The 20550-nt window shown below is 66.2% G+C and carries 15 protein-coding genes; 4 read left to right on the top strand and 11 right to left on the bottom strand.

Annotation, left to right across the window (positions count from 1 at the left end; all coding sequences use genetic code 11):
• Positions 1-66: 66 nt before the first annotated feature.
• Positions 67-2361, bottom strand: coding sequence for a winged helix-turn-helix domain-containing protein (locus tag F3N42_RS02230; protein WP_150862756.1), 2295 nt, complete (start codon positions 2359-2361; stop codon positions 67-69).
• Between the two features lie 133 nt (positions 2362-2494).
• Here F3N42_RS02230 and prfB point away from each other — a divergent pair.
• The 3 genes from prfB to lysS all read left to right on the top strand — a co-directional run bounded on the left by prfB (position 2495) and on the right by lysS (position 7424).
• Positions 2495-3590, top strand: a protein-coding gene (prfB, locus tag F3N42_RS02225; protein ID WP_224784636.1) for a peptide chain release factor 2 whose coding sequence is annotated in 2 segments (ribosomal slippage) — positions 2495-2566 and positions 2568-3590 — 1095 coding nt in all. Because the reading frame shifts where the segments join, the coding sequence is not laid out codon by codon here.
• A 132-nt stretch (positions 3591-3722) separates the two neighbouring features.
• The gene (locus tag F3N42_RS02220; protein WP_150862755.1) at positions 3723-5711 is read left to right on the top strand and encodes a TonB-dependent receptor; all 1989 of its coding nucleotides are present in this window, start codon (positions 3723-3725) and stop codon (positions 5709-5711) included.
• A gap of 192 nt (positions 5712-5903) precedes the next feature.
• Positions 5904-7424: a lysine--tRNA ligase gene (lysS, locus tag F3N42_RS02215; RefSeq protein WP_150862754.1), complete on the top strand. Its 1521-nt coding sequence runs from the start codon at positions 5904-5906 to the stop codon at positions 7422-7424.
• Here the strand turns inward: lysS and F3N42_RS02210 are convergent.
• The 10 genes from F3N42_RS02210 to rsgA form a co-directional block, all read right to left on the bottom strand.
• The gene (locus tag F3N42_RS02210; RefSeq protein ID WP_150862753.1) at positions 7400-9157 is read right to left on the bottom strand and encodes a potassium channel family protein; all 1758 of its coding nucleotides are present in this window, start codon (positions 9155-9157) and stop codon (positions 7400-7402) included. The genes lysS and F3N42_RS02210 overlap by 25 nt on opposite strands.
• 15 nt (positions 9158-9172) lie before the next feature.
• On the bottom strand, positions 9173-9550 hold the full coding sequence (locus F3N42_RS02205; protein WP_150862752.1) for a DUF6394 family protein: 378 nt from the start codon (positions 9548-9550) through the stop codon (positions 9173-9175).
• Positions 9551-9635: 85 nt separating this feature from the next.
• Positions 9636-10241 (bottom strand): inorganic pyrophosphatase, encoded by a 606-nt coding sequence (locus F3N42_RS02200; RefSeq protein WP_150862751.1) that lies wholly within the window; start codon positions 10239-10241, stop codon positions 9636-9638.
• A gap of 43 nt (positions 10242-10284) precedes the next feature.
• Positions 10285-11031: a CsiV family protein gene (locus tag F3N42_RS02195; RefSeq protein ID WP_191621186.1), complete on the bottom strand. Its 747-nt coding sequence runs from the start codon at positions 11029-11031 to the stop codon at positions 10285-10287.
• A gap of 73 nt (positions 11032-11104) precedes the next feature.
• Entirely contained in the window at positions 11105-14548 is a 3444-nt protein-coding gene (gene mfd / locus F3N42_RS02190) for a transcription-repair coupling factor (protein ID WP_150862749.1), read from the bottom strand.
• Between the two features lie 62 nt (positions 14549-14610).
• Entirely contained in the window at positions 14611-16290 is a 1680-nt protein-coding gene (locus F3N42_RS02185) for a Na+/H+ antiporter NhaC family protein (RefSeq protein WP_150862748.1), read from the bottom strand.
• A 21-nt stretch (positions 16291-16311) separates the two neighbouring features.
• Positions 16312-17289, bottom strand: a complete 978-nt coding sequence (dusB, locus tag F3N42_RS02180) for a tRNA dihydrouridine synthase DusB (RefSeq protein WP_150863139.1) — start codon at positions 17287-17289, stop codon at positions 16312-16314.
• Positions 17289-18536, bottom strand: a complete 1248-nt coding sequence (locus F3N42_RS02175; protein WP_224784635.1) for a TraB/GumN family protein — start codon at positions 18534-18536, stop codon at positions 17289-17291. Before F3N42_RS02175 ends, dusB begins: the two co-directional genes overlap by 1 nt.
• 88 nt (positions 18537-18624) lie before the next feature.
• Entirely contained in the window at positions 18625-18912 is a 288-nt protein-coding gene (locus F3N42_RS02170) for a hypothetical protein (RefSeq protein ID WP_191621185.1), read from the bottom strand.
• Between the two features lie 51 nt (positions 18913-18963).
• On the bottom strand, positions 18964-19893 hold the full coding sequence (gene rsgA / locus F3N42_RS02165; protein ID WP_150862746.1) for a ribosome small subunit-dependent GTPase A: 930 nt from the start codon (positions 19891-19893) through the stop codon (positions 18964-18966).
• Between the two features lie 35 nt (positions 19894-19928).
• On the opposite strand from rsgA, the gene orn reads away from it, so the two are divergent.
• Positions 19929-20495: an oligoribonuclease gene (gene orn, locus F3N42_RS02160; protein WP_150862745.1), complete on the top strand. Its 567-nt coding sequence runs from the start codon at positions 19929-19931 to the stop codon at positions 20493-20495.
• The last annotated feature ends 55 nt before the right edge of the window (positions 20496-20550 follow it).

Genomic DNA, 20550 nt, shown 5'->3' with positions numbered 1-20550 from the left:
CTCGGCATACTGCATAAGTGTGCAATTGACGCCCCCGCTGGTCGGGGGCGTTTTTTTTGGGAAGCGCTAGAAAATGACCGGATCACCGGGGTCACGTTCGCCGGCAAGGGCTTCGACCCGCTGCCACGCGTGAGCGGCCAGCGACTCGTCATCGAGCGCCTGGTACAGGGCCAGCGCGGCGCGGGCGGCCCGGTAGTCGGATTCGGCATAAGGGCTGAAGGAGCCAAGGACTTCGCTGGCGCGATCCAGCTGGCCGGAGTCAACCAGGTAGAGCACGTAGGCCGAACTGGTCCGTACCTCGTCCAGTGGTGTCAGGTGGCTGGCCGCGGCGGTCATGGCCGTCTCGAAAGCGAGCCTGGCGGATGGATCCGGGACCTGGCTGCCGGCGGCGAGCACCAGCGCTTCGGCCATCGCCGCGGCGTAGTAATCGCCGCTGCCGGGCTGGCCCGGGAGCAGTCGTTGGCGCCATTGCTCGACGAGTGCTGGCCGACCGGCAAGCAGGCCAGACTGGATCGCGAGCAAGGTGACGTCGGCGTTTCTTCCCAGTTCCAGTTCGAGCATGTCCTCTGCCTGGTTGGCGGCTTCATCCGTCAGGCCACTGTCCAGTAACCACTGCAGCGCCAGCTGGGGGTGATCGGCTTCGTCCTTGCGTAGCTGCTGTTCGGCGCGTGACAGCTGGCCATTGGCCAGCAGCGCGCTGATATACGCCGCGCTGATGCTCTGCTGGAGTCGCGGGTTTTCAAGCGTGGCGCCGATGTCCATCGCCCGCTGACCGTCTTCCAGCGCCACCACGGGGCGCAGGAGTTGCAGTTCGGCCCGAGACTTGGAAAGCAGGACGGCGGCAAGGTTGTCGCGGACATCGAATCGCTCGAAGGTCGAGGCCGCGTTTTCGAACTCGCTGATCGCGCGGGCGGGGTGCCCCCTTCGGGCTTCGAGCAGGCCGATGTTCGTGCCGACGGTGGCCGCTTCGACCTCGTCACCGGCGCGCGCCATGGCAATGCGTGCCCGCCCAAGGTCGGCGATACCATCGTCCATCCGTCCCAGTTCCACCCGGGAAACGCCCCGGCCGTTGTAGGCATTGCCCGCCAGCGCAGGGTCGCGCTGGTCCAGGCCATCGGCGGTAAGCCGTTCAAGCGCGTCAGCGTAGTGTTGTTCGGCGGCAACATAATCACGGTTTCTCAGGTTGACCGCGCCCAGCCCCATCAACGCGCGTGCCCTGACTTCGGAGTCCAGTGCCGGGTCGCCGGCGAGCAGGTTTTCGAAGATATCCCGGGCGATGTCGAGCTGGCCGGCACGGAACTCGAGCTGCCCCTGGCGCACACGCAGTTGTGGGTGGTGGGCCTGGCTGGCAGGCGCGGTTGCGATCAGGCCCCTGGCCGTGGCCAGCTGGCCCGCCAGCAACTCCGCGTCGACCTGTTGCAGGCGTTCTGTCAACTGGTCTGGGGCGGGCAGGGTGGTACTGTCAATCCCCATGCGGCGCAGCATCATGTCGGTGGCCGCCGCGGCCGCGCCCAGTGGTGACGCGGCCTCGACTTCGACGACCTGCTGGTCGCCCGCCGCGTCGAGCATCAGCCGAAAGCGCCAGCCCGCTTCCTCAAAGCTCGCCTGGGGGACGAGGATGTTCTGCACGCCGGCGGTGTCCCGCACCCGGTTGATCGTGACTGCGGTGACGTCCTGGTCACCCACCAGGCCCAGCGTGCGACTGCTGGGTAACACGACCAGTCCCGGCTGTTCACGCAAGCGGCTGGCCACATAGTCCATCGCGCCCAGGCGGATCCACGCGGTCTCGGCGGTCTCCGGCTGAACGCTCACCGGCATGACCACGGTCAGGCCAGCTTCCGTGCTGGTAACCCCATCAGTAGTTGTCTCCGGGGTTGCTGTTCGTCGGTCCATGGACACGGCGACAGCGACCAGAACGGTAACGGCAATGACCAGGGCACCGGCCAGCGGCCAGCGCGTGTGTCGGCTGCCTAACGCGGGTGTGCTGGCCTGTGGGGAATCCACCTGGCCACGGACCTGGACGGCCTCGAAGGGCCCGACCCACTGGTAGCCAAAGCGCGGTACGGTACGGATGCGCGACTGTCGGTCACCGGTATCGTTGATGGCCCGCCGCGCGCGCAGCAGGGTCTGGGCCACCACCGCGTCGCTGGCATCGACCCTGCCCCAGACGGCAGAGATCAGTTCATCACGGCCCACGGCGCGGTCATGGTTTTCCATCAGGTAGACGATGGCGTCGAAGGACTTCGGCGGCAGGGCCACGGCCTTACCATGACGGTGCAACGCCCGCGTCGCGGGGTCCAGCGTGAAGTTGCCAAACCGATAGACGGTATGCGGGCGTTGCGGGTTGGAGTCGGGGCTCATGTCGTCGGGTGGGTCTAACGCTGTTAAGGTTGCGTGGGGCCGGTGCGCGATTCTACCAAGTGTGGTGCGTGGGGTGCTTCACTGTCCAGCAGGCAGTACAATACGCCGTTTCTCTCAACCGGATTCGAGCACCTTGGAAACCGCGCCCATTACCGCGCAGATCGAAGACCTCGGGCAGCGCGTCGAAGCGCTGAGGGGGTACCTTTGACTACGCTCACAAGAAAGACCGCCTGGAAGAAGTAAGCCGGGAACTGGAAAACCCCGAAGTCTGGAACGACCCCGAACGCGCGCAGTCGCTGGGGCGTGAGCGCGCCGCGCTGGACAAGACCGTCACCACCATCGAAGAGACCACGCAGGCGTTGACGGATGCCGCTGACCTGGTCGAGATGGCGGTGGAAGAGGGCGATGAGGCAACGCTGGACGAAGTCGTCGCCGACCTGGATTCCCTCGAGTCACGCGTGGCGGACCTGGAATTCCAGCGCATGTTCTCCGGCGAGATGGATGGCCGGCCGTGCTACGTGGATATCCAGGCCGGTTCCGGCGGTACCGAGGCCCAGGACTGGGCCGAAATGCTGCTGCGCATGTACCTGCGCTGGGCCGAGCGTCGTGGCTGGGATGCCGAGCTGGTGGAAGTGTCCGCCGGCGAAGTCGCGGGCATCAAGAGCGCCACGGTGCACATTACCGGTGACTACGCCTTTGGCTGGTGCCGCACGGAGACCGGCGTGCACCGGCTGGTGCGCAAGTCACCGTTCGATTCCGGCAACCGCCGACATACCTCGTTCGCCGCCGTGTTCGTGTCCCCGGAAGTGGATGACAGCATCGAGATCGAGATTGACCCGTCGGACCTGCGCATCGACGTCTACCGCGCCTCCGGCGCCGGTGGCCAGCACGTCAACCGCACCGAGTCGGCCGTGCGTATCACGCACGAGCCTACCGGCGTGGTGGTGCAGTGCCAGAACGACCGCTCGCAGCACAAGAACAAGGACCAGGCGATGAAGCAGCTGCGCGCCAAGCTCTACGAGCTTGAGATCCAGAAGCGCAATGCCGACGCCCAGGCCATGGAAGACGCCAAGTCGGACATCGGCTGGGGCAGCCAGATCCGTTCCTACGTACTCGACCAGTCCCGCATCAAGGACCTGCGCACCGACGTCGAGGTTGGCAACACGCAGGCCGTGCTTGATGGCGACCTGGACCCGTTCGTCGAAGCGTCCCTGAAGCAGGGGCTCTGATCCCGCCCTGATTCCGGCCGCGGCAGCGGCCGGAATGCATTCACCCAAGCCACCATTCCCGGTTTCTGCTTGCGAATGCAAATGAGAGTAATTATCATTCGCGCTTTAACACGCAGCGGATGACGCATCCTCATGAACAAACTGCCCTCAGCCATCGCGCTCGCGCTGGCGCTGCAGGCCGGCCTGGCCATCGCCCAGGACGACACCGAAAATGACACCGACGACACCCAGGAAGACCTGGGCTCCATCACCGTGGTCGGTGAGCGCCGCGAACCCGGCAACATGCTGGTCGACGGTGACGACCTGGTCAGGCGCCAGGCCTCCAGCCTGGAAGACATCTTCGCCAACCAGTCGTCGGTCGCCGTCGGTGGCGGCTCGGTGACCGCGCAGAAGATCTACGTGCGCGGTTTCGAAGACGTCATGCTCAACGTCACCGTCGACGGCGCGCAGAGCCCGGGCGAGCTCTACCACCACCAGGCGCGTGTGCAACTGGAGCCCGAGTTTATCAAGACCATCGAGCTGGATGCCGGGGCAGGGCCCGCGACCAATGGCGCCGGTGCGCTGACCGGTGCGCTGAAGACCACGCTGAGAACGGCCGATGACATGCTTGAAGGCGATGCCAACTTTGGCGCCTACCTGAAAGCGGGCTACATCTGGAACGGTGACGACGGTGACCGCGAGGTCGCGTCGTTCTACGGCAAGCTGGGTGAGACCACGGGGCTGATTGTCGGTATCGCCCGCGAGGATCGCGGCGAGTACGCCGATGGCCATGGTGACCTGCTCGAAGCCACGCCGTATGACCACCTCCGCGGGTTCGCCAAGATTAATGGTGCTTACGGTGCCCACGATTACAGCCTGACGGTGGAAAATGTCGAGGACGAGGCCACCACGTTTGAACGCCCAAACCTGACCAATTTCGCCGGTCGCTACATCCTCTCCGACCAGGAGCTGAACCGCCAGACCTATGCGTTCAACTACGGCTACCGCCCGGGCACCGCAGCCTGGGACCTGGCCGCGACGGTGTACCGCAACGACAACGATTTCCGCGTCCAGCGGCAGAATTCGGACATTATCTATGGTGAGGGTGACTTTTCCAGCACCGGTTTCGACGTGCGCAACACCTCGTTGCTGGGCGATCACGCGCTCACCTACGGCATCGACTACCGCGCCGACGACCTGGACTCGGCACAGAATGCCACGCCGCCGTTCGCCTGGGGCAGCACGCGCCAGGACGCCAGCGTTGCCGGCGTCTACATCCAGGACACGTGGTCGGTGACGCCGCGCTTCGACATCACCGCCGGCGTGCGCTATGACGACTACTCGCTGAAAGGCAAGCAGGGCGTGAGCGAGGGTGTGAACATCTCTGATGACGGCTTCAGCCCGAATATCGGCCTCAGCTGGGAAGTGATCGATGGCCTGACGCTGAGCACCACCTGGGCGCAGGCCTTCCGCGGGGGGACCATTCGCGAGGCCTTCTTCAGCGGCCTGTACGTGCATGACGGCAACCTGGAATCCGAGCAAGCCGATAACCTGGAGTTCACCGTGGCCTGGGAATCCGGCCCGTTCTATGCCGCGGCCACGGTCTACCAGCAGAACATCGAGAACTTTATCGACGCCGAGTACGCTGGCGGCGCAGTTTGGGGTTACTGGCGTAACGTGGGTGATGCCAAGGTCGACGGCTACGAGCTGGAAGCGGGTTGGGAGACCGACCGGTTTGACGCCAGCGTGGGTGTCTGGGATGCCGACAACTCGCTGAACGGTGCGCCGCTGGCCGACTCGAACCTTGGACTGGGTACCAGTATTGGCCGCACCTGGTTGGCGAGTTTCAGCCATTTCGGCTTTGATGAAGTCGGCTTTGGCGCCCAAGCACGTTATGTCGAGTCCGAGCCCAACGCGGTGGCCCCCAATGCGCCCGACAAGGACAGCTACTTCGTTCTCAACGCCTTTATCGACTGGAATCCCTGGCGCGAGCTGACCCTGGCCTTGACCGTCAACAACCTGTTCGACGCGTTCTACTACGACCAGGCGACCTACACCTGGTTGGGCGGGACCACCAACGACTACGTGGGTTACCCGGCCCGTGGTCGCGAAGTCATCGCATCGGCGGCGTATCGCTTCTGATGGGGGAGTGAGTCACGTGACGGACTGGCCTGGCTGACACCGTGGCTCAATGGCCTGGCCCTGCTCGCCCAGGTGGCGGGTGGGGCCTCGCTTTTTCTGCACTGGCGGGGACAAACTGCCAATCGCTTCTGGTCGTCGGGGGAGATAATCCAATAAAATAGCGGTTTTGCCCAAGGCCGGAGCGGCCCAGCCATGACCCAGAATAACGACAGCGCGTCCGCCGCGCCCGAAGACAACCGCCTGGTCGCCGAGCGGCGCGCCAAGCTGACGGCCCTGCGCGACGCCGGCCAGGCCTTTCCGAACGACTTCCGCCCCAACACGACCGCCAAGGCGGTGATCGAGCAGTATGACGGGCTCGACGATGAAGCCCTGGAGGCGGTGACCGACGAGTTTGCCGTTGGCGGGCGCATGATGGCCAAGCGGGTCATGGGCAAGATCGCCTTTATTCGCCTGCAGGACGCCAGTGGCTCGATCCAGCTGGTGGCCCAGCGTGACGAGCTGCCCGAAGGCGTCTACCAGGGCTTCAAGCAATGGGATATCGGCGACATCATCGGTGGTGTCGGACGGGTGTTTCGCACCAACAAGGGTGAGCTGTCGATCCGCCTGTCGTCGCTGCGCCTGCTGACCAAGTCGCTGCGGCCGCTGCCGGAGAAATGGCATGGCCTGACCGACACGGAAACCCGCTACCGGCAGCGCTACGTCGACCTGATCATGAACGAGGATTCCCGCCGCGTCTTCCAGGCGCGCTCGCGGATTATCACCGGCATCCGCCGCTTCATGGAAGCCGAGGGTCGCGAGTTCCTGGAGGTCGAAACGCCGATGATGCACCCGATCCCGGGTGGCGCCACGGCCCGGCCTTTCGTCACGCACCACAACGCGCTGGACCTGGAAATGTACCTGCGCGTGGCGCCGGAGCTGTACCTGAAGCGGCTGGTGGTTGGCGGGCTGGATCGCGTCTACGAGATCAACCGCAACTTTCGTAACGAGGGCGTCTCGACCCGGCACAACCCGGAATTCACGATGCTCGAGTTCTATTGGGCCTATGCCGACTATAACGACCTGATGGACCTGACCGAGGCCATGCTTCGCGAACTGGCCCGGGACGTCACCGGCGACACCACGGTGAGCTACCAGGGGCAGGAGATCGCCTTCGGCCGGCCGTTCGAGCGGCTCAGCGTGGAAGACGCGGTGCGCCGCTACAACCCGGAGCTGGCCGAGGCCGACCTGTGGGACCCGGCGGTCACGCGCGCCGCGCTGGAGGCCAGGGACGCGCACGTGGACGACAACTGGGGCCCGGGCAAGCTGATGACGGAGCTCTACGAGGCCACGGTCGAACACGAGCTGATCCAGCCCACGTTCATCACCCGCTACCCGACCGAGGTGTCGCCGCTGTCACGCCGCAATGACGACGACCTGCGGATCACCGACCGCTTCGAGCTGATCGTCGGTGGCAGCGAGATCGCCAACGGCTTCTCCGAGCTCAACGATGCCGAGGACCAGGCCGAGCGTTTCCGCGCCCAGGTGGCGGCCAAGGACGCGGGCGATGTCGAGGCCATGCACTTCGACGCCGACTACGTGCGTGCGCTGGAATACGGCATGCCGCCGACGGCGGGTGAGGGTGTGGGCATCGACCGGCTGGTGATGCTGTTCACGGATTCGGCCTCGATCCGGGACGTGCTGCTGTTCCCCTATATGCGCCCCGAGTCCGCCTGACGGCGGCGCCACAGCCAGCGGCCAATCGAGGTTCGCGGCGCCGGCCCCGGCGTCGCGTAGTTCAGCAGCAGGACCGGGTCCTCCAGGCTCCACATCATCTCGTGGCGGGCCCGGCCCCAGCCGGCGAACAGCAGGCGGTCGCCGGGCTGCAGGCGGGTGGAATTCGCCGGCAGGAACAGGCGCTGGGCGCCGCGCTCGATTTCCAGGCAGACACAATGCAGGTCCTCGTCGCGCTCGCTGCGGGTGTTATGCAGCAGGTAGGACAGGGTCAGTTCCATGTCGGCCTCGAACAGCGCCGCGGCGCCCGGCGCATGTGATGCGTCCAGTTCCACCGTCCATTGCTGGGGTGACGGCCAGTCCTCAACGCCCTGGCCGCAGTAGGTCTCAACGCAGGCCTTCAGCCGCGCAAAGACCTTTTCGGCGAATTCGTCGTTCTCATGTACCAGGTGGTCCAGGAAGGTGGCCAGCATCGGGTTGGTGGCCACGGCCAGGATACGCCGGGCGACGATCAGGCTGCGTTGTGCGACCAGGTCGGCGCCCAGCTTGTCGAACAGCGGCGTATTGCGCTGGTCTTCCTGGCGGACGATCTGGAACAGCTTATCGTTCAGTTCCCGCGCGGTCATGATGATGGACAGATTGTCGATATCGTCACCGGTGCAGGCGATGATGCCGACGGCGTCCTCGATGCCGGCCTGTTTCAGGGTATGGGCCTCGGTGCCGCGACCCAGGATCGCGCCCTCGTAGTCGCCGGAACGCTCCGGGTGCACGTCAACCACGGTGTACGGCGTGCCGTCGCGGGCCAGGCGCTCGATCACCTGGCTGCCGAAGCGGCCCGCGCCACAGACAATCCATCGACCCGTCCGGGGTTCCAGCTTGCGGTGGCGCATGGGCTTGCCCGGCACCGTGATCAGCCAGTCCTGGACCAGGTACTTGATGGGGGACGTTAGCGCCAGGTACAGCCGCTCCGCGAAGATCTCGTACGGGTTGATGACGTGATCAGTGCCGAAGGAGCGCATGTTGTCGCTGACCCGGTCGTCCTCGCTGCGGGCGAACACCGGCAGCGACGGCCGCAGCAGCTTACTGGTAATGGCCATGGTCAGGTTGGCGTGGTCGTCATCGGTGGTAATGATGACGCCCCGGCAATTGTCACGCTCCAGGCCGGCGCGCTCCAGGTTGGCCGGGATGGTCGGGTCGCCACCGAATATGGGTGTGAAGGTGAAGCGGGGGTCGAGCGCGCGCGCATGCACCAGGTCCTCGTCGGCATCCATGACCACGGCGCGTTTGCCACGCGCCAGCAAGCCCTGGACGACGACGTAACCGGTGCTGCCGAAACCGCACACCAGGTAAAAACTGTCGCTGCCCATGCCCCGCACCTTGCGGCCGAAGCGGCTGCGCGCCATGACCTGCTGGAACTGCCGGTCCAGCAGCAGCTGCAGGATCACGCCGAATGAATACAGCCAGGCGATGACGTTCGGGAACACCAGCGCCAGGACCACCATGCGCTGCGTGTCGGTGAACGGGTAGGGGATCTCGCCAAAGCCGATGGTGGTCGACATGATGGCGACAAAATACGCCGCGTCCAGGTAGCTGAGGTGGACCGGTTCGCCTTCGGCGTTGACACCCGGCAGGGTCACCATCACCAGCACCGAGGCAAAGAACACCAGCAGCAGCACGATCAGCGGCAGGCGCATGCGCCGCATGGTGAGCCAGACGATGTCGTTCATGCCGTACATGCGGCGGCGCGGCCGTCAGCGGCGGTAGACGATGGCTTCGGCGACCAGCAGCGTGACGGACACCAGGTTGGCCAGCAGTGCGCCGCCGGACAGCGAGACAACGCGGGCGACGACCTCGGGGGTCACGCCACCGTTGGAAATGGCCAGGCCCCAGAAGATCGCCGCCAGCAGCAGCTGCAGGTCGGCGACCAGGCTGGTCGCCAGAAACACCGCGCCCATGCTCGAACGGTCACCGAACTTGAGGATGGTGGCGATGATGCTGACCACCAGCGCGGCACCCAGCTCCATGGCGTCATGGTGCGCGGGGTTGTCGATATCGCCGATGAAAAAACCGAAATTCAGCGTCAACGCGAGGACGATGAAGAAGGCAAACGAGGTTTTCTCAAAGTTCATTCGGCGCCTCTCCCCGGGGCGAAAGTGGACTGCTAGCGTACCGGCAACCGGTGCCCGCGGGCAATCCGCGGGCCGGAACGGGGGCTCAGCCCCCGTATTCGTCCTGGTAGTCGGCCGAGGCCGCGGCAATCACCTTGGCGGCGTGCTCGGCGCCATAGGCTTCGCCCACCTGGACCTTTTCCGGTTCACCGGGCAGGGTCTTGTAGGTCTGGAAATAGTGGCGCAGGCGCTCGACCAGCGATTTCGGCAGCTCGGTAATGTCGTCGACCGAGCCCCAGACATCATCATTGTCCAGCACCGCGACGATCTTGTCGTCGGCCTCGCCGTGGTCGAGCATGGTGATGCCGCCCACGACGTGTGCGTTAACGATGATCTCGCCGCGGGTGATGCGGCGGCTCGACAGCACGCAGATATCCAGCGGGTCGCCATCGCCGCGGTCGGCGCCTTCCATCAGGTTACGCACCCGGTCGGCGCAGTAGGTGCGCGGGATGAAGCCGTACAGCGCCGGCGGCAATGACGAGGTGCGGTGCGGCCGGTCGACGCGCATGTAGCCGGTCTTCTTGTCCACCTCGTACTTGACGAAGTCGAACGGGGTGATTTCGATGTAGGCATGGACGACGCTGGGCGGATTGGGGCCCAGTTCCAGGCCATGCCAGGGGTGGGGTCGCCACTGATTGAAAATTCGGGTCATGGTGTTTCCAGTTCGCGCGCGGGTTTAAGGGTTCGGCTGTGAATTACTCGGCGGCCAGGGCAGTCACGCGCGCGAGCGCGCCCAGGACGTCGGAGTCGAAATAGATCAGCGTGTCGGTCACCACCTGGCGCGACTGGCGCAGCCGGTGGACCTTGAATGGGTCAGGCGCGGGTCCTTCATCGGCCAGGGCCTCAGTATCGGCCTCGGCATCGATGCCGGCGTCTTCGGCGGGCTCGGCCGGGCTGTCGCCAGGCGCGGGCAGGTTGGTCTCCACCGGTGCGTCCTGGCGCCACTCAATATCCAGTTCCAGGTGCAGGAAGCGGCTGCGGCGCAGCTGCGCCATGCCATCGAGGCGGTACAGCGGCGCCAGGTGGTCCTGGAACGGCGCGGCCGATGTCAGGTCGATGGTGGCGGCTTCAGCGGGGAAGTACAGCGTGTCCATGATGACGTCGTCGTCGTGGATGCGGACCGGCGGCTGGTACTCGATGGCCGGTTGCTCCCAGCTATAGACCGCCAGCGGCATGTAATCACCCAGCCGTTCCAGCCGGCGCTGCAGGTTGGCGAAGGTGCCCTCGGTGACGATGCCCCGGGGCGCGCCCGATGGCGCCTGGCCGGTGTCATCAATGACCAGCGGCCAGGCCTCGTTGAAGCCACGCAGTCGGTCGATGTCAAAAGGCTCGGTCACGCCGCCACCGTGGCGGAACACCAGCAGTTCCACCCGGTACAGGTCGGTCGCCGCATGGGCATCCTGCGCGCACGCCATGGCGCCGACCGCGAGGGTCGCTAGCATTCGGCAAAATGAGCGCGGGTCGATCATCCATCAGGTCCAAACACGGCTGGCGCGGGCATTATAGCCGATGCGCTCAGTCCTTCCCTGATAACAGCCCGAGTAATTCCGTGGCCCGTTCGACCCGCTTGGCGCCATCCTCGATCTCGCTGGTGATCAGCAGCCGTTCCGGGCCGCCCAGGCGGAACTGGCCGGGCTGCTCCCGCACCAGCTTAAGCAGCGCGTCGACATCCACGCCGGCGTCCTCGGCGAACTCGATGCGACCGCCGCGGGGACCAAAATCCAGTCGTACGACCCCGGCGCTGCGCGCCTTGAGCTTCATGGTGGCAATGGCGAACAGGTTTTTAACCGGCTGCGGCAGCAATCCAAAGCGGTCGATCATCTCCACCTGCAGCTCCCTCAGCTCGGCATCGTCGGCGGCGCTGGCGATGCGCTTGTACAGCGTCAGGCGGGCATGCACGTCGCCCAGGTAGTCCTCCGGGATCAGCGCGGCAACGTGCAGTTCCACGTCGGCGCCGTCGGAACGTGCCGACTCCAGGTCCGGCTCGCGGCCCTCGCGCAGGGCGTCGACGGCACGTTCCAGCAGTTCGCTGTACAGGCTGAAGCCCACCTGCTGGATCTGGCCGCTCTGGTCCTCGCCCAGCAGTTCGCCGGCGCCGCGAATCTCCATGTCATGGGTGGCCAGCGTGAAACCCGCGCCCAGTTCCTCCAGCGAGGCGATGGCGTCCAGGCGCTTGCGCGCGTCGGCCGTCAGCGCGCGCGGGTCCGGCGTTACCAGGTAGGCGTAGGCCAGGTGGTGCGAGCGGCCGACACGACCGCGCAGCTGGTGCAGTTGCGACAGCCCAAAACGATCAGCACGGTTGATGATGATGGTGTTGGCGCTGGGGATGTCGATGCCGTTTTCGATAATCGTGGTGCACACCAGCACGTGGAAGCGCTGGCGGTGGAAGTCCAGCATCACCTGTTCCAGTTCCAGCTCGCGCATCTGCCCATGGGCCACCCGCACGCGCGCTTCCGGCACCAGTTCACCGACCTCGCGGGCGATGCGCTCGATATTGCGTACCTCGTTGTGCAGGAAGAACACCTGGCCGCCGCGCTGGATTTCGCGCTGCAGGGCCTCGCGCAGCAGTGCCTTGTCCCATTCCACGATCATGGTCTTGACGGCGATGCGGCGGGCCGGCGGCGTGGCGATGATGGACAGGTCGCGGATGCCCGCCAGCGCCATGTTCAGCGTGCGCGGAATGGGCGTGGCGGTCAATGTCAGCAGGTCGACCTCGGCGCGCATTTCCTTCAGGCGCTCCTTCTGGCGCACGCCAAAGCGCTGCTCCTCGTCGACGATGACCAGGCCCAGGTTGTCGAACTTCACGTCGCGCTGGATCAGCCGGTGGGTGCCGACGACGATGTCGACCTTGCCCTGGGACAGTCGCTCGAGCACGGCGTCAGACTGTTTTGCGGTGCGGAACCGGGACAGGGCCTCGATTTTTACCGGCCAGTCGGCCAGCCGGTCTGCGAAGGTGGCGTAGTGCTGCTGCGCCAGAAGGGTGGTCGGCGCCAGTACGGCCACCTGCTTGCCGCCCTGCACGGCGATGAACGCGGCGCGTAGCGCGACCTCGGTCTTGCCGAAGCCGACGTCGCCGCAGACCACGCGGTCCATCGGCCGTGGCGAGCGCATGTCGTCGCGGATGGCGTCGATGGCGCGCAACTGGTCCGGCGTCTCCTCGTACGGGAAGGTGGCGGCGAACTCCTGGTACATGCGCTCGTCGAGCGGGAAGGCGAAACCTTCGCGGGCCTGGCGGCGGGCGTACAGGTCGAGCAGTTCGGCGGCCACGTCGCGGACCTTTTCCGCGGCCTTGCGGCGCGCGCGGCTCCACTGTTCGCCGCCCAGCTTGTGCATCGGCGCGCTGTCCTGCGAAGCGCCGGTGTAGCGGCTGACCAGGTGCAGCGAGGTCACCGGCACGTACAGCTTGTCGTCGTTGGCGTAACCAATGGCCAGGAACTCGGCCGGGCGGTCGTCGATGGCCAGGGTCTGCAGGCCCAGGTAGCGACCCACACCATGCTCCTCGTGCACGACCGGGGCGCCTTCCTCCAGGTCATTGAGGTCGCGGATGATGGCCTCTGGGTCGCGGTCGCTGCGGCGCTCGTCGCCGGTGCGGCGGGCGCGGCCCGTGAACAGCTGCGTTTCGGTCAGTACCGCCAGGTCGTCACCGGCGATAAAGCCCTCTTCCAGCGGCAGCACCGCGATGCCCAGGCGGTCGTCGGCGGCGCTGAAGGCCGGCCAGTCGTCGAAGCGGGTGGGGCGGACGCTAAAGGTGGCCAGCGTTTCGGCCATGGCCTCGCGCCGGCCGGCGGTATCGGCGGCGAACATCACCCGGCCGGGAAAGCGCTCGATGAAGCCGGATAGCTCGGCGCTGGCGTCCTTGCCGCGTTCGTGAATGGGCAACGCCGGCGCCGCTGTCGTGGCAAAGCGCACCGCCGGGCCCTCGGTGTCCTCGGCCGCCAGCCGGACCCGTGGCCGCTCATCCAGGCGCGCCATGACATCCGTTGGCTCCAGGAACAGTTCTTCGGGACGGAGCACCGGGCGCTCGACATCGTGGCGTCGCTGTTCATGGCGCTCCCGGGTCTGGCTGGCGAAGGCCAGCATCGCGTCCCGGGCGCCGGCGTCCTCCACCACCAGGGGCGCCGATGGCAGGTAGTCGAACAGCGTCTCGGTACCGTCAAAGAACAGCGGCAGGTACTGCTCCAGGCCCTGCGGGTGCACGCCGGATTTCAGGTCGCGGTACAGCGGCACACCGGTCATGTCCACGGCGAAACGGTTGCGGAAGGCGCGCCGGAACGATTCCAGTGCGTCGGCGTCGGCCGGATACTCGCGTGCGGGCAGCATGCGCAGCGCGTCCATCTCGCCGCTGGAGCGCTGGGATTCCGGGTCGAAGGTGCGGATGCTGTCGATCTCGTCGTCGAACAGGTCGATGCGGATTGGCGCGTCCAGGCCGGTCGGAAACAGGTCGAGCACGGAGCCGCGCACGGCGAACTGGCCGGTCTGGTAGACCTGGTCGGCGGCGCTGTAGCCGGCGTTCAGCATCTGCTCGCGGAAGGCCTCGATGGCCAGCTTCTGGCCGCGACGCAGGTCCAGGCTGTTGCCGAGCACGTGCGTCCGGGGCGGCAGGCGCTCCAGCAGGGTGGCAGCCGGCACCAGCAACAGGCCCTGTTTTGCCGCGGCGATCTCGGTCAGCGTCGCCAGCCGCTCGGAAACGATTTCCGGGTGAGCCGAGAACGGGTCAAAGGGCAGGGTCTCGCGGTCCGGAAAATGGCGCACGGTGACGCTGCCGTCGCCCAGCAGTCGCAGGTCGCGGTGCAGGTACTGGGCGCGGTGACTGCTGCGGGTGACCACCAGTACCGGCCCGTCGTGCCCGGCGGCGGCCCGCAGTAACGCCAGCGCCAGGGCGCTGCCATGCGGACCGGCCCATGTCGTCGAGGCGCCGGCGCCGGCATCGAAGCGTGCGTCTTGCAGTGGTGTGGTCATGAGCGGGTGATCTTCGGCGAGGCGCGGACTCTATAGCAGCCGGTGGGCCCTCGCAAGCGCGCTCAGGCGTCCGGGTCGCGGCCCAGTAGCCGGAGGATCGCGGCCAGCAGCACCAGGCCCAGGCCCAGGCCGGCCCACCAGGGCATGCCCAGCGCAACCGGCAGGCTGCCAGCCAGGATCGATACGGCACCCACGAGCATCGCGTAGGGCAGCTGTGTGCGCACGTGTTCGACATGGTCACAGCCGCTGGATAGTGACGACAGGATCGTGGTGTCCGATATCGGCGAACAATGGTCGCCCCAGACACTGCCGGCCAGCACCGAGGCAATGGCCGAATAGAGAATATGCATATGCTCGGGCCCCGCCATGCCCTGGCTCTGCATCACCGCCCAGGTCAGCGGGATGGTCAGCGGGATCAGGATGGCCATGGCGCCCCAGCTGGAGCCGGTGCCGAAGCCGGTGCCGGCGGCAATCAGGAACACCAGCGTCGGGATAATCCACGCGGGCAGGGTGTCACCCAGTACGGAGACCAGGAAGCTGGCCGTGCCCAGCACATCGGTCACCTGGCCCAGCGACCAGGCCAGGATCAGGATGATGATGGCCTTGAGCATGGCGCGCAGGCCGCGGTACCAGGCATCGACAATCTGCTCCAGGTCGAGGATGCGCTGGGACATCGACAGCGCCGCCGCCGTCAGCACACCCAGCAGCGAGGCCCACATCAGCGCCCGGTAGGCATCGGCCGAGCCGATGATGTCGCGCAGGCCCGCATCGGGCCCTTCGACGGCGCGGCTGCCGGTCACGTACAGACCAACCATGACCGCGACGATCAGCACACCGATGGGCAACAACGCATTGATGGCCCGCTGCGGCTTGTCCTTGACCGGCAGGATCGACTGGCCGTCGGTGTCGTGCTTGCGCGTTGGGCCGCCTTCGTGGATTTCTCCGGCACGGGCGGCGCGCTCCGCCTTCAGCATGGGGCCGAAATCACGGCCGCTCCACGCCACCATGAACACGAAGGCCAGGCTGAGAATGGGGTAGAAGCTGTACGGAATGGTCGCCAGGTAAACGAAATAGCCCTGGCCATCCAGGCCCGGTATCGAGCCGATGGCGCTGTCGATCAGGCCCACCTCGTAACCCACCCAGGTGGTGATCAGCGCGATACAGGCAATCGGCGCGGCGGTGGAATCGACGATGTAGGCGAGTTTCTCCCGCGACACGCGCATGGCATCCGTGACCGGGCGCATGGCGTTGCCCACCACCAGCGTATTGGCGTAATCATCGAAGAAGATGGCCAGGCCCATGGTCGCGGCGGTCATGCAAGAATGCCGGGCGCTGTCCGCCCAGCGCACGATGTGGTTGACGATGCCCTGCATGCCACCGTTGCGGGAAATGATGCCGACCATGCCGCCGATCATCAGCGAGAACAGGATCACCGCGGCGTGGTCGCTGTCGGCCAGCGCGGTCTTCACGTACACCTCGAAGGTATCCAGCAGGCCGGACCAGAGTCCCACCGGCGAGCCGTCATGGACCAGCCAGGCGCCCAGCCACAACCCCAGGAACAGCGCGGGGATCACGCGCTTGAACACCAGTGCGAAGACGATGGCCAGCAGGGGCGGTGTAATGGAAAGCCAGCGGCCGTAGAGCGCGGGGTCGTCCGTGGCCGCGGCGACAGGGCTGGCGGCAACGGTCAGTAGCAGGAAAATGAGAAGGGTAGGGATGCTTTTCAGTGTTTTTATCGGCATGTCCTGTCCGGTTGCGTGGTGTCAGGCGGCTTCGTCCAGCCGCGCCTGGAAATGGGCGTCGATGAGCGCCAGCTGTGCGTCGGCGCTCTCCACCTTCATCAGTTGCCTGCGCAGGTGGTCGCCGCCGGGCCGGCCCTTCAGGTACCAGCCGATGTGCTTGCGGGCCACGCGCACGCCCGGCAGCTCGCCGTAGAAGGCGTGCAGGCCGCGCAGGTGTCGCGTCAGCACCGCGTGCACCTCGGCATCGGTGGGCGGCGCCAGTTCCTGGCCGGTGGCCAGGTAATGCCCGATCTCGCGAAACAGCCAAGGGTTGCCCTGCGCGCCGCGGCCCAGCATCAGGCCGTCGGCCCCGGTGGCTTTCAGCACCAGCCGCGCTTCGGCGGGCGTGTTGATGTCGCCGTTGGCCCATACGGGCAGGCGCGTGGCCGCGCAGATGGCGGCAATGGTGTCGTACTCGGCGTGGCCGTTGAAACGGTCCGCGCGGGTACGGCCATGCACGGCCAGCGCGGCGATGCCGCTGTCCTCGGCAATGCGCGCCACGGCCACGCCGTTGCGGCGGTCCGGGTCCGGGCCGGTGCGGATCTTCAGCGTCACCGGCACGTCCACGGCAGCGACCACGGCCGTGAGGATGTCGGCCACCAGCGACTCGTTCTCGAGCAGCGCGGAGCCGGCCAGCTTGTTGCAGACCTTCTTCGCCGGGCAGCCCATGTTGATATCGATGACCTGGGCGCCAAGGTCGACGTTATAGCGGGCCGCGTCCGCGATCCAGTCCGGGTCACTGCCGGCGATCTGCACGGCGATCGGCGCCGGCTCGTCGTCGTGGCGCGAGCGCAGCATGGATTTACGCGTGCCACGCAGGGCCGGGTTGGCCGAAACCATCTCGCCGACCACGTAGCCCGCACCCAGCTCGCGGCAGAGTTTGCGGAACGGCAGGTCGGTGACGCCGGCCATCGGGGCCAGCGCCAGGGCGTTGTCGAGTAGGTAGGGGCCGATCTTCATCACGCGCCGGTCACTTTCTCGAAAATCCGGAAACCCGCCACCCAGGTGCCAATGGCGGAACCCAGGTTGGACAGGAAGAACACCAGCAGGATACGGGTCGCGGGGTTGGCGTACCAGCCTTTCAGCGTGGTGGCGTCGTCGCGCAGACGCTCCAGGTCGGCGCCAGTGGGCTTGCGCACCCAGGACTGCACCAGGCCGGTGACCATGCCGGCGGCGACCATCGGGTTGAGCGAGGTCAGCGGCGCGGCCACCAGGCCGCTGAGGATGGTCAGCGGGTGGCCCTTGGCCAGTGCCGCGCCCAGCGCCGCCAGGCCGCCGTTGATGGCCACCCACAGCACGACCAGCTCCCAGAACAGCGCCGGGCTCTGGCGGAATCCCAGGTAGAAGCCGGTGGCGACCAGGGCCAGGATCACCCAGGGGATGAACCTGGGCCAGCGGGCTTTCGGCGGCTGTGTCGACAGCGTCGCAACCTCGGCTGCCGGGTCCACGTCGCTGCCTTCCAGCGCCCGGGCCAGGCCGTCCAGGTGGCCCGCGCCGACCACGGCGAGCACGCGGCGGCCCTCGGCGCCGGCATTGTCTGCCCGCAGGCGCGCGGCCATGAAACGGTCGCGTTCGGCGATCAGGGCCTCGTAGATTTCCGGCGATTGTTCGGCGAACTCCGTAAATGTCGACTCAAGGATGTCGCCTTCCTTGAGCTTCTCGATCGAGTCCTCGTCGATGTCCTCGTTGGAAAAGCTGCTCAGCACCAGGCCGGCGGTCAGGTACAGGCGCTTGTACCACGGCACCCGGCGGTAGGTGCGCTTCAGGGTGGTGGCGAGATCGCGGTCGATCAGCTGAAGTTCGATGTCCTGCTTGCGCGCGGCTTCGGCCGCGGCCTTCAGTTCAGCGCCCGGTTCGATGCCGAACTGCTCGGCGATGCGCCGCTGGTATCCGGACAGCGCCAGGTTGGCCATCACCAGGCCCGCCTTGCCGTCGCGGATGATCCGGTACAGGTCCAGGTCGCGCCAGCCGTGGCGGCCCTCCAGCGCCTCCAGCCGCGCCGGGCATAGCTCGACGGCGATGGCGTCGTAGTCGCCGTCGCGGGACATGGCCTGGACGGCCTCGACGCTGGCGCGGGACACGTGCGCGGTGCCCAGCAGGGTGTAATGCACGCCGTCGCGGGTAATCTCGCGCAGGGGCTGGCCGGCCTCGGCAGGCGAAGCCGTCACGCCGGGCGTGTCATCGGAAATGGGGAGTTCGCTGGACAAGGTCAAACGGCACCGTTGAGCCGGTCAGAAAGGGCGCACAGGATACCGCAGATGGCGGGCCGCGGGGAGTTTCCGCCGCGGCGGGGAATCAGGCGCTGTTGATCACTTCACCCGGGCGTAACACGGTGTACAACACCAGGTCGTACTCAAAATACACGCTGTAGCTTTCATAGTCCCAGCGCGTGATGGGCGGGTTGCCGACCGCGTTGTGCTTTTCGCGGGGGGTGCCGAATTTCGCCTCGACATCGGCCTTGCTCAGGCCGTTGATGGGCAGTGCCATGGACTCGACCTGGCGGACTTCGTCCAGGATCAGCACATCGGCGCTCAGCGCCAGCGGCGCGCAAATCAAGAGTGTAGCCACGAACGTCCGGATCATTTCTTAGCTCCATGCAGAAACGCGATTCAAGAATAGCACACTGCCAGCCACTCACTGGCCGCCGTTCTGCTCCAGCAGCCGGGTGTAGGCGGCATAGCGCCTCGCAGTGATCTCGCCGTTCGCGACGGCGGCCTTGATGGCGCAGCCGGGCTCGCTGGCGTGGCGACAGTTGTTGAACCGGCACTCGCCCAGCCAGGGCCGGAATTCCGGGTAGCCAGCGGCGATATCAGCATCGTCCAGGGTCCACAGCCCGTACTCCCACACACCCGGCGAGTCGATCAGCCGGCCGCCGCCGGGAAGGGTGTAGAGAATGGTCGTGGTGGTGGTGTGGGTGCCCTTGCCGGTGGTGGTCGACAGCGCGCCGGTCTGGATGTCGATGTCGGGCAGTAGCTGGTGCGCCAGGGAGGATTTGCCGACGCCAGACTGGCCTACAAGGATGCTGGTGCCCGCCTGCACCAGTTCCGCCAGCGGCGTCACGCCCGGCGACTGTTTGCAGGAGGTGCGCACCACCGTGTAGCCCAGGCGGATGTAGTCGTCGATGGCCGCCAGCGCGTGGTCCGTGTCGATGTCCGTGTCGGCCATCAGTTCGGCCTTGTTCAGCACAATGACCGGTTCGATGCCCAGGCTGTGCACCGCGACCAGGTAGCGGTCGAGCAGGTCGCGCGACGGCATGGGGCGCGGTGCCACGACCACCAGCACGCGGTCGAGGTTGGCCGCGACCACCTGCGGTCGCCCGCGCGCGTCGGCCTTCATGAACTCGTTGCGGCGAGCGAGGATCTCGTCGACGACCCAGGCGTCACCACCGTCAGCCCTGACCAGTACGTGGTCGCCACAGCACGGTCGCCCGACATTGCGGCGGAAGCGGCAGTCCCGGTGTTCGCCGGCCAGGGTTTCGACCAGGCCGTGCGAACCATAGGCGACACGGACCAGGGCTTCGTCGGCCGGGTTCATCGATGGGTGGCACTGTGCGGGTTCATCCACGTATTCTAGCCAATCCTTTCATCAACGGACCGACCATGGGCAAAGACAGCGCCAGCGCCGACAACCTGATCTGGATTGACCTCGAAATGACCGGCCTGGATACCGGCAGCGATACCATCCTGGAAATCGCCACCATCGTCACCGACAGCCAGCTGAACGAACTGGCGGTTGGGCCGGAGATCGCTATCCGCCATCCGCTCCAGGCACTGCAGGCCATGGACGAATGGAACACCCGTCACCATGGCCAGTCCGGCCTGTGGCAGCGTGCCCTGGACAGCACGCACGACGCCGCCGCGGCCGAGCGCGAAACGCTGACATTCCTGTCCGAATGGACCGTCAAGGGTGCGTCGCCCATGTGCGGCAACAGCATCTGCCAGGACCGTCGTTTCCTGCACCGCCTGATGCCGGAACTCGAAGCCTGGTTCCACTACCGCAACCTGGACGTATCGACGCTGAAGGAACTGGCCCGCCGCTGGAATCCGTCGATTCTCGAATCACTGGTGAAGGAAAACCGCCACACCGCGCTTTCCGATATCCGCGAGTCAGTCACGGAACTGCGACATTACCGCCAGTTTATGGGTGGGTTTGCGGGTGAGTCGTGAGTAGTGAGTGGTGAGTAGTGAGTAGTGAGTGGTGAGTAGTGAGTAGTGAGTAGTA

This window comes from Marinihelvus fidelis (assembly GCF_008725655.1).
Taxonomy (GTDB): domain Bacteria; phylum Pseudomonadota; class Gammaproteobacteria; order Xanthomonadales; family SZUA-36; genus Marinihelvus; species Marinihelvus fidelis.
The sequence above is the reverse complement of the archived record's forward strand: the minus strand, read 5'-3'. Positions and strand labels throughout refer to the sequence as shown.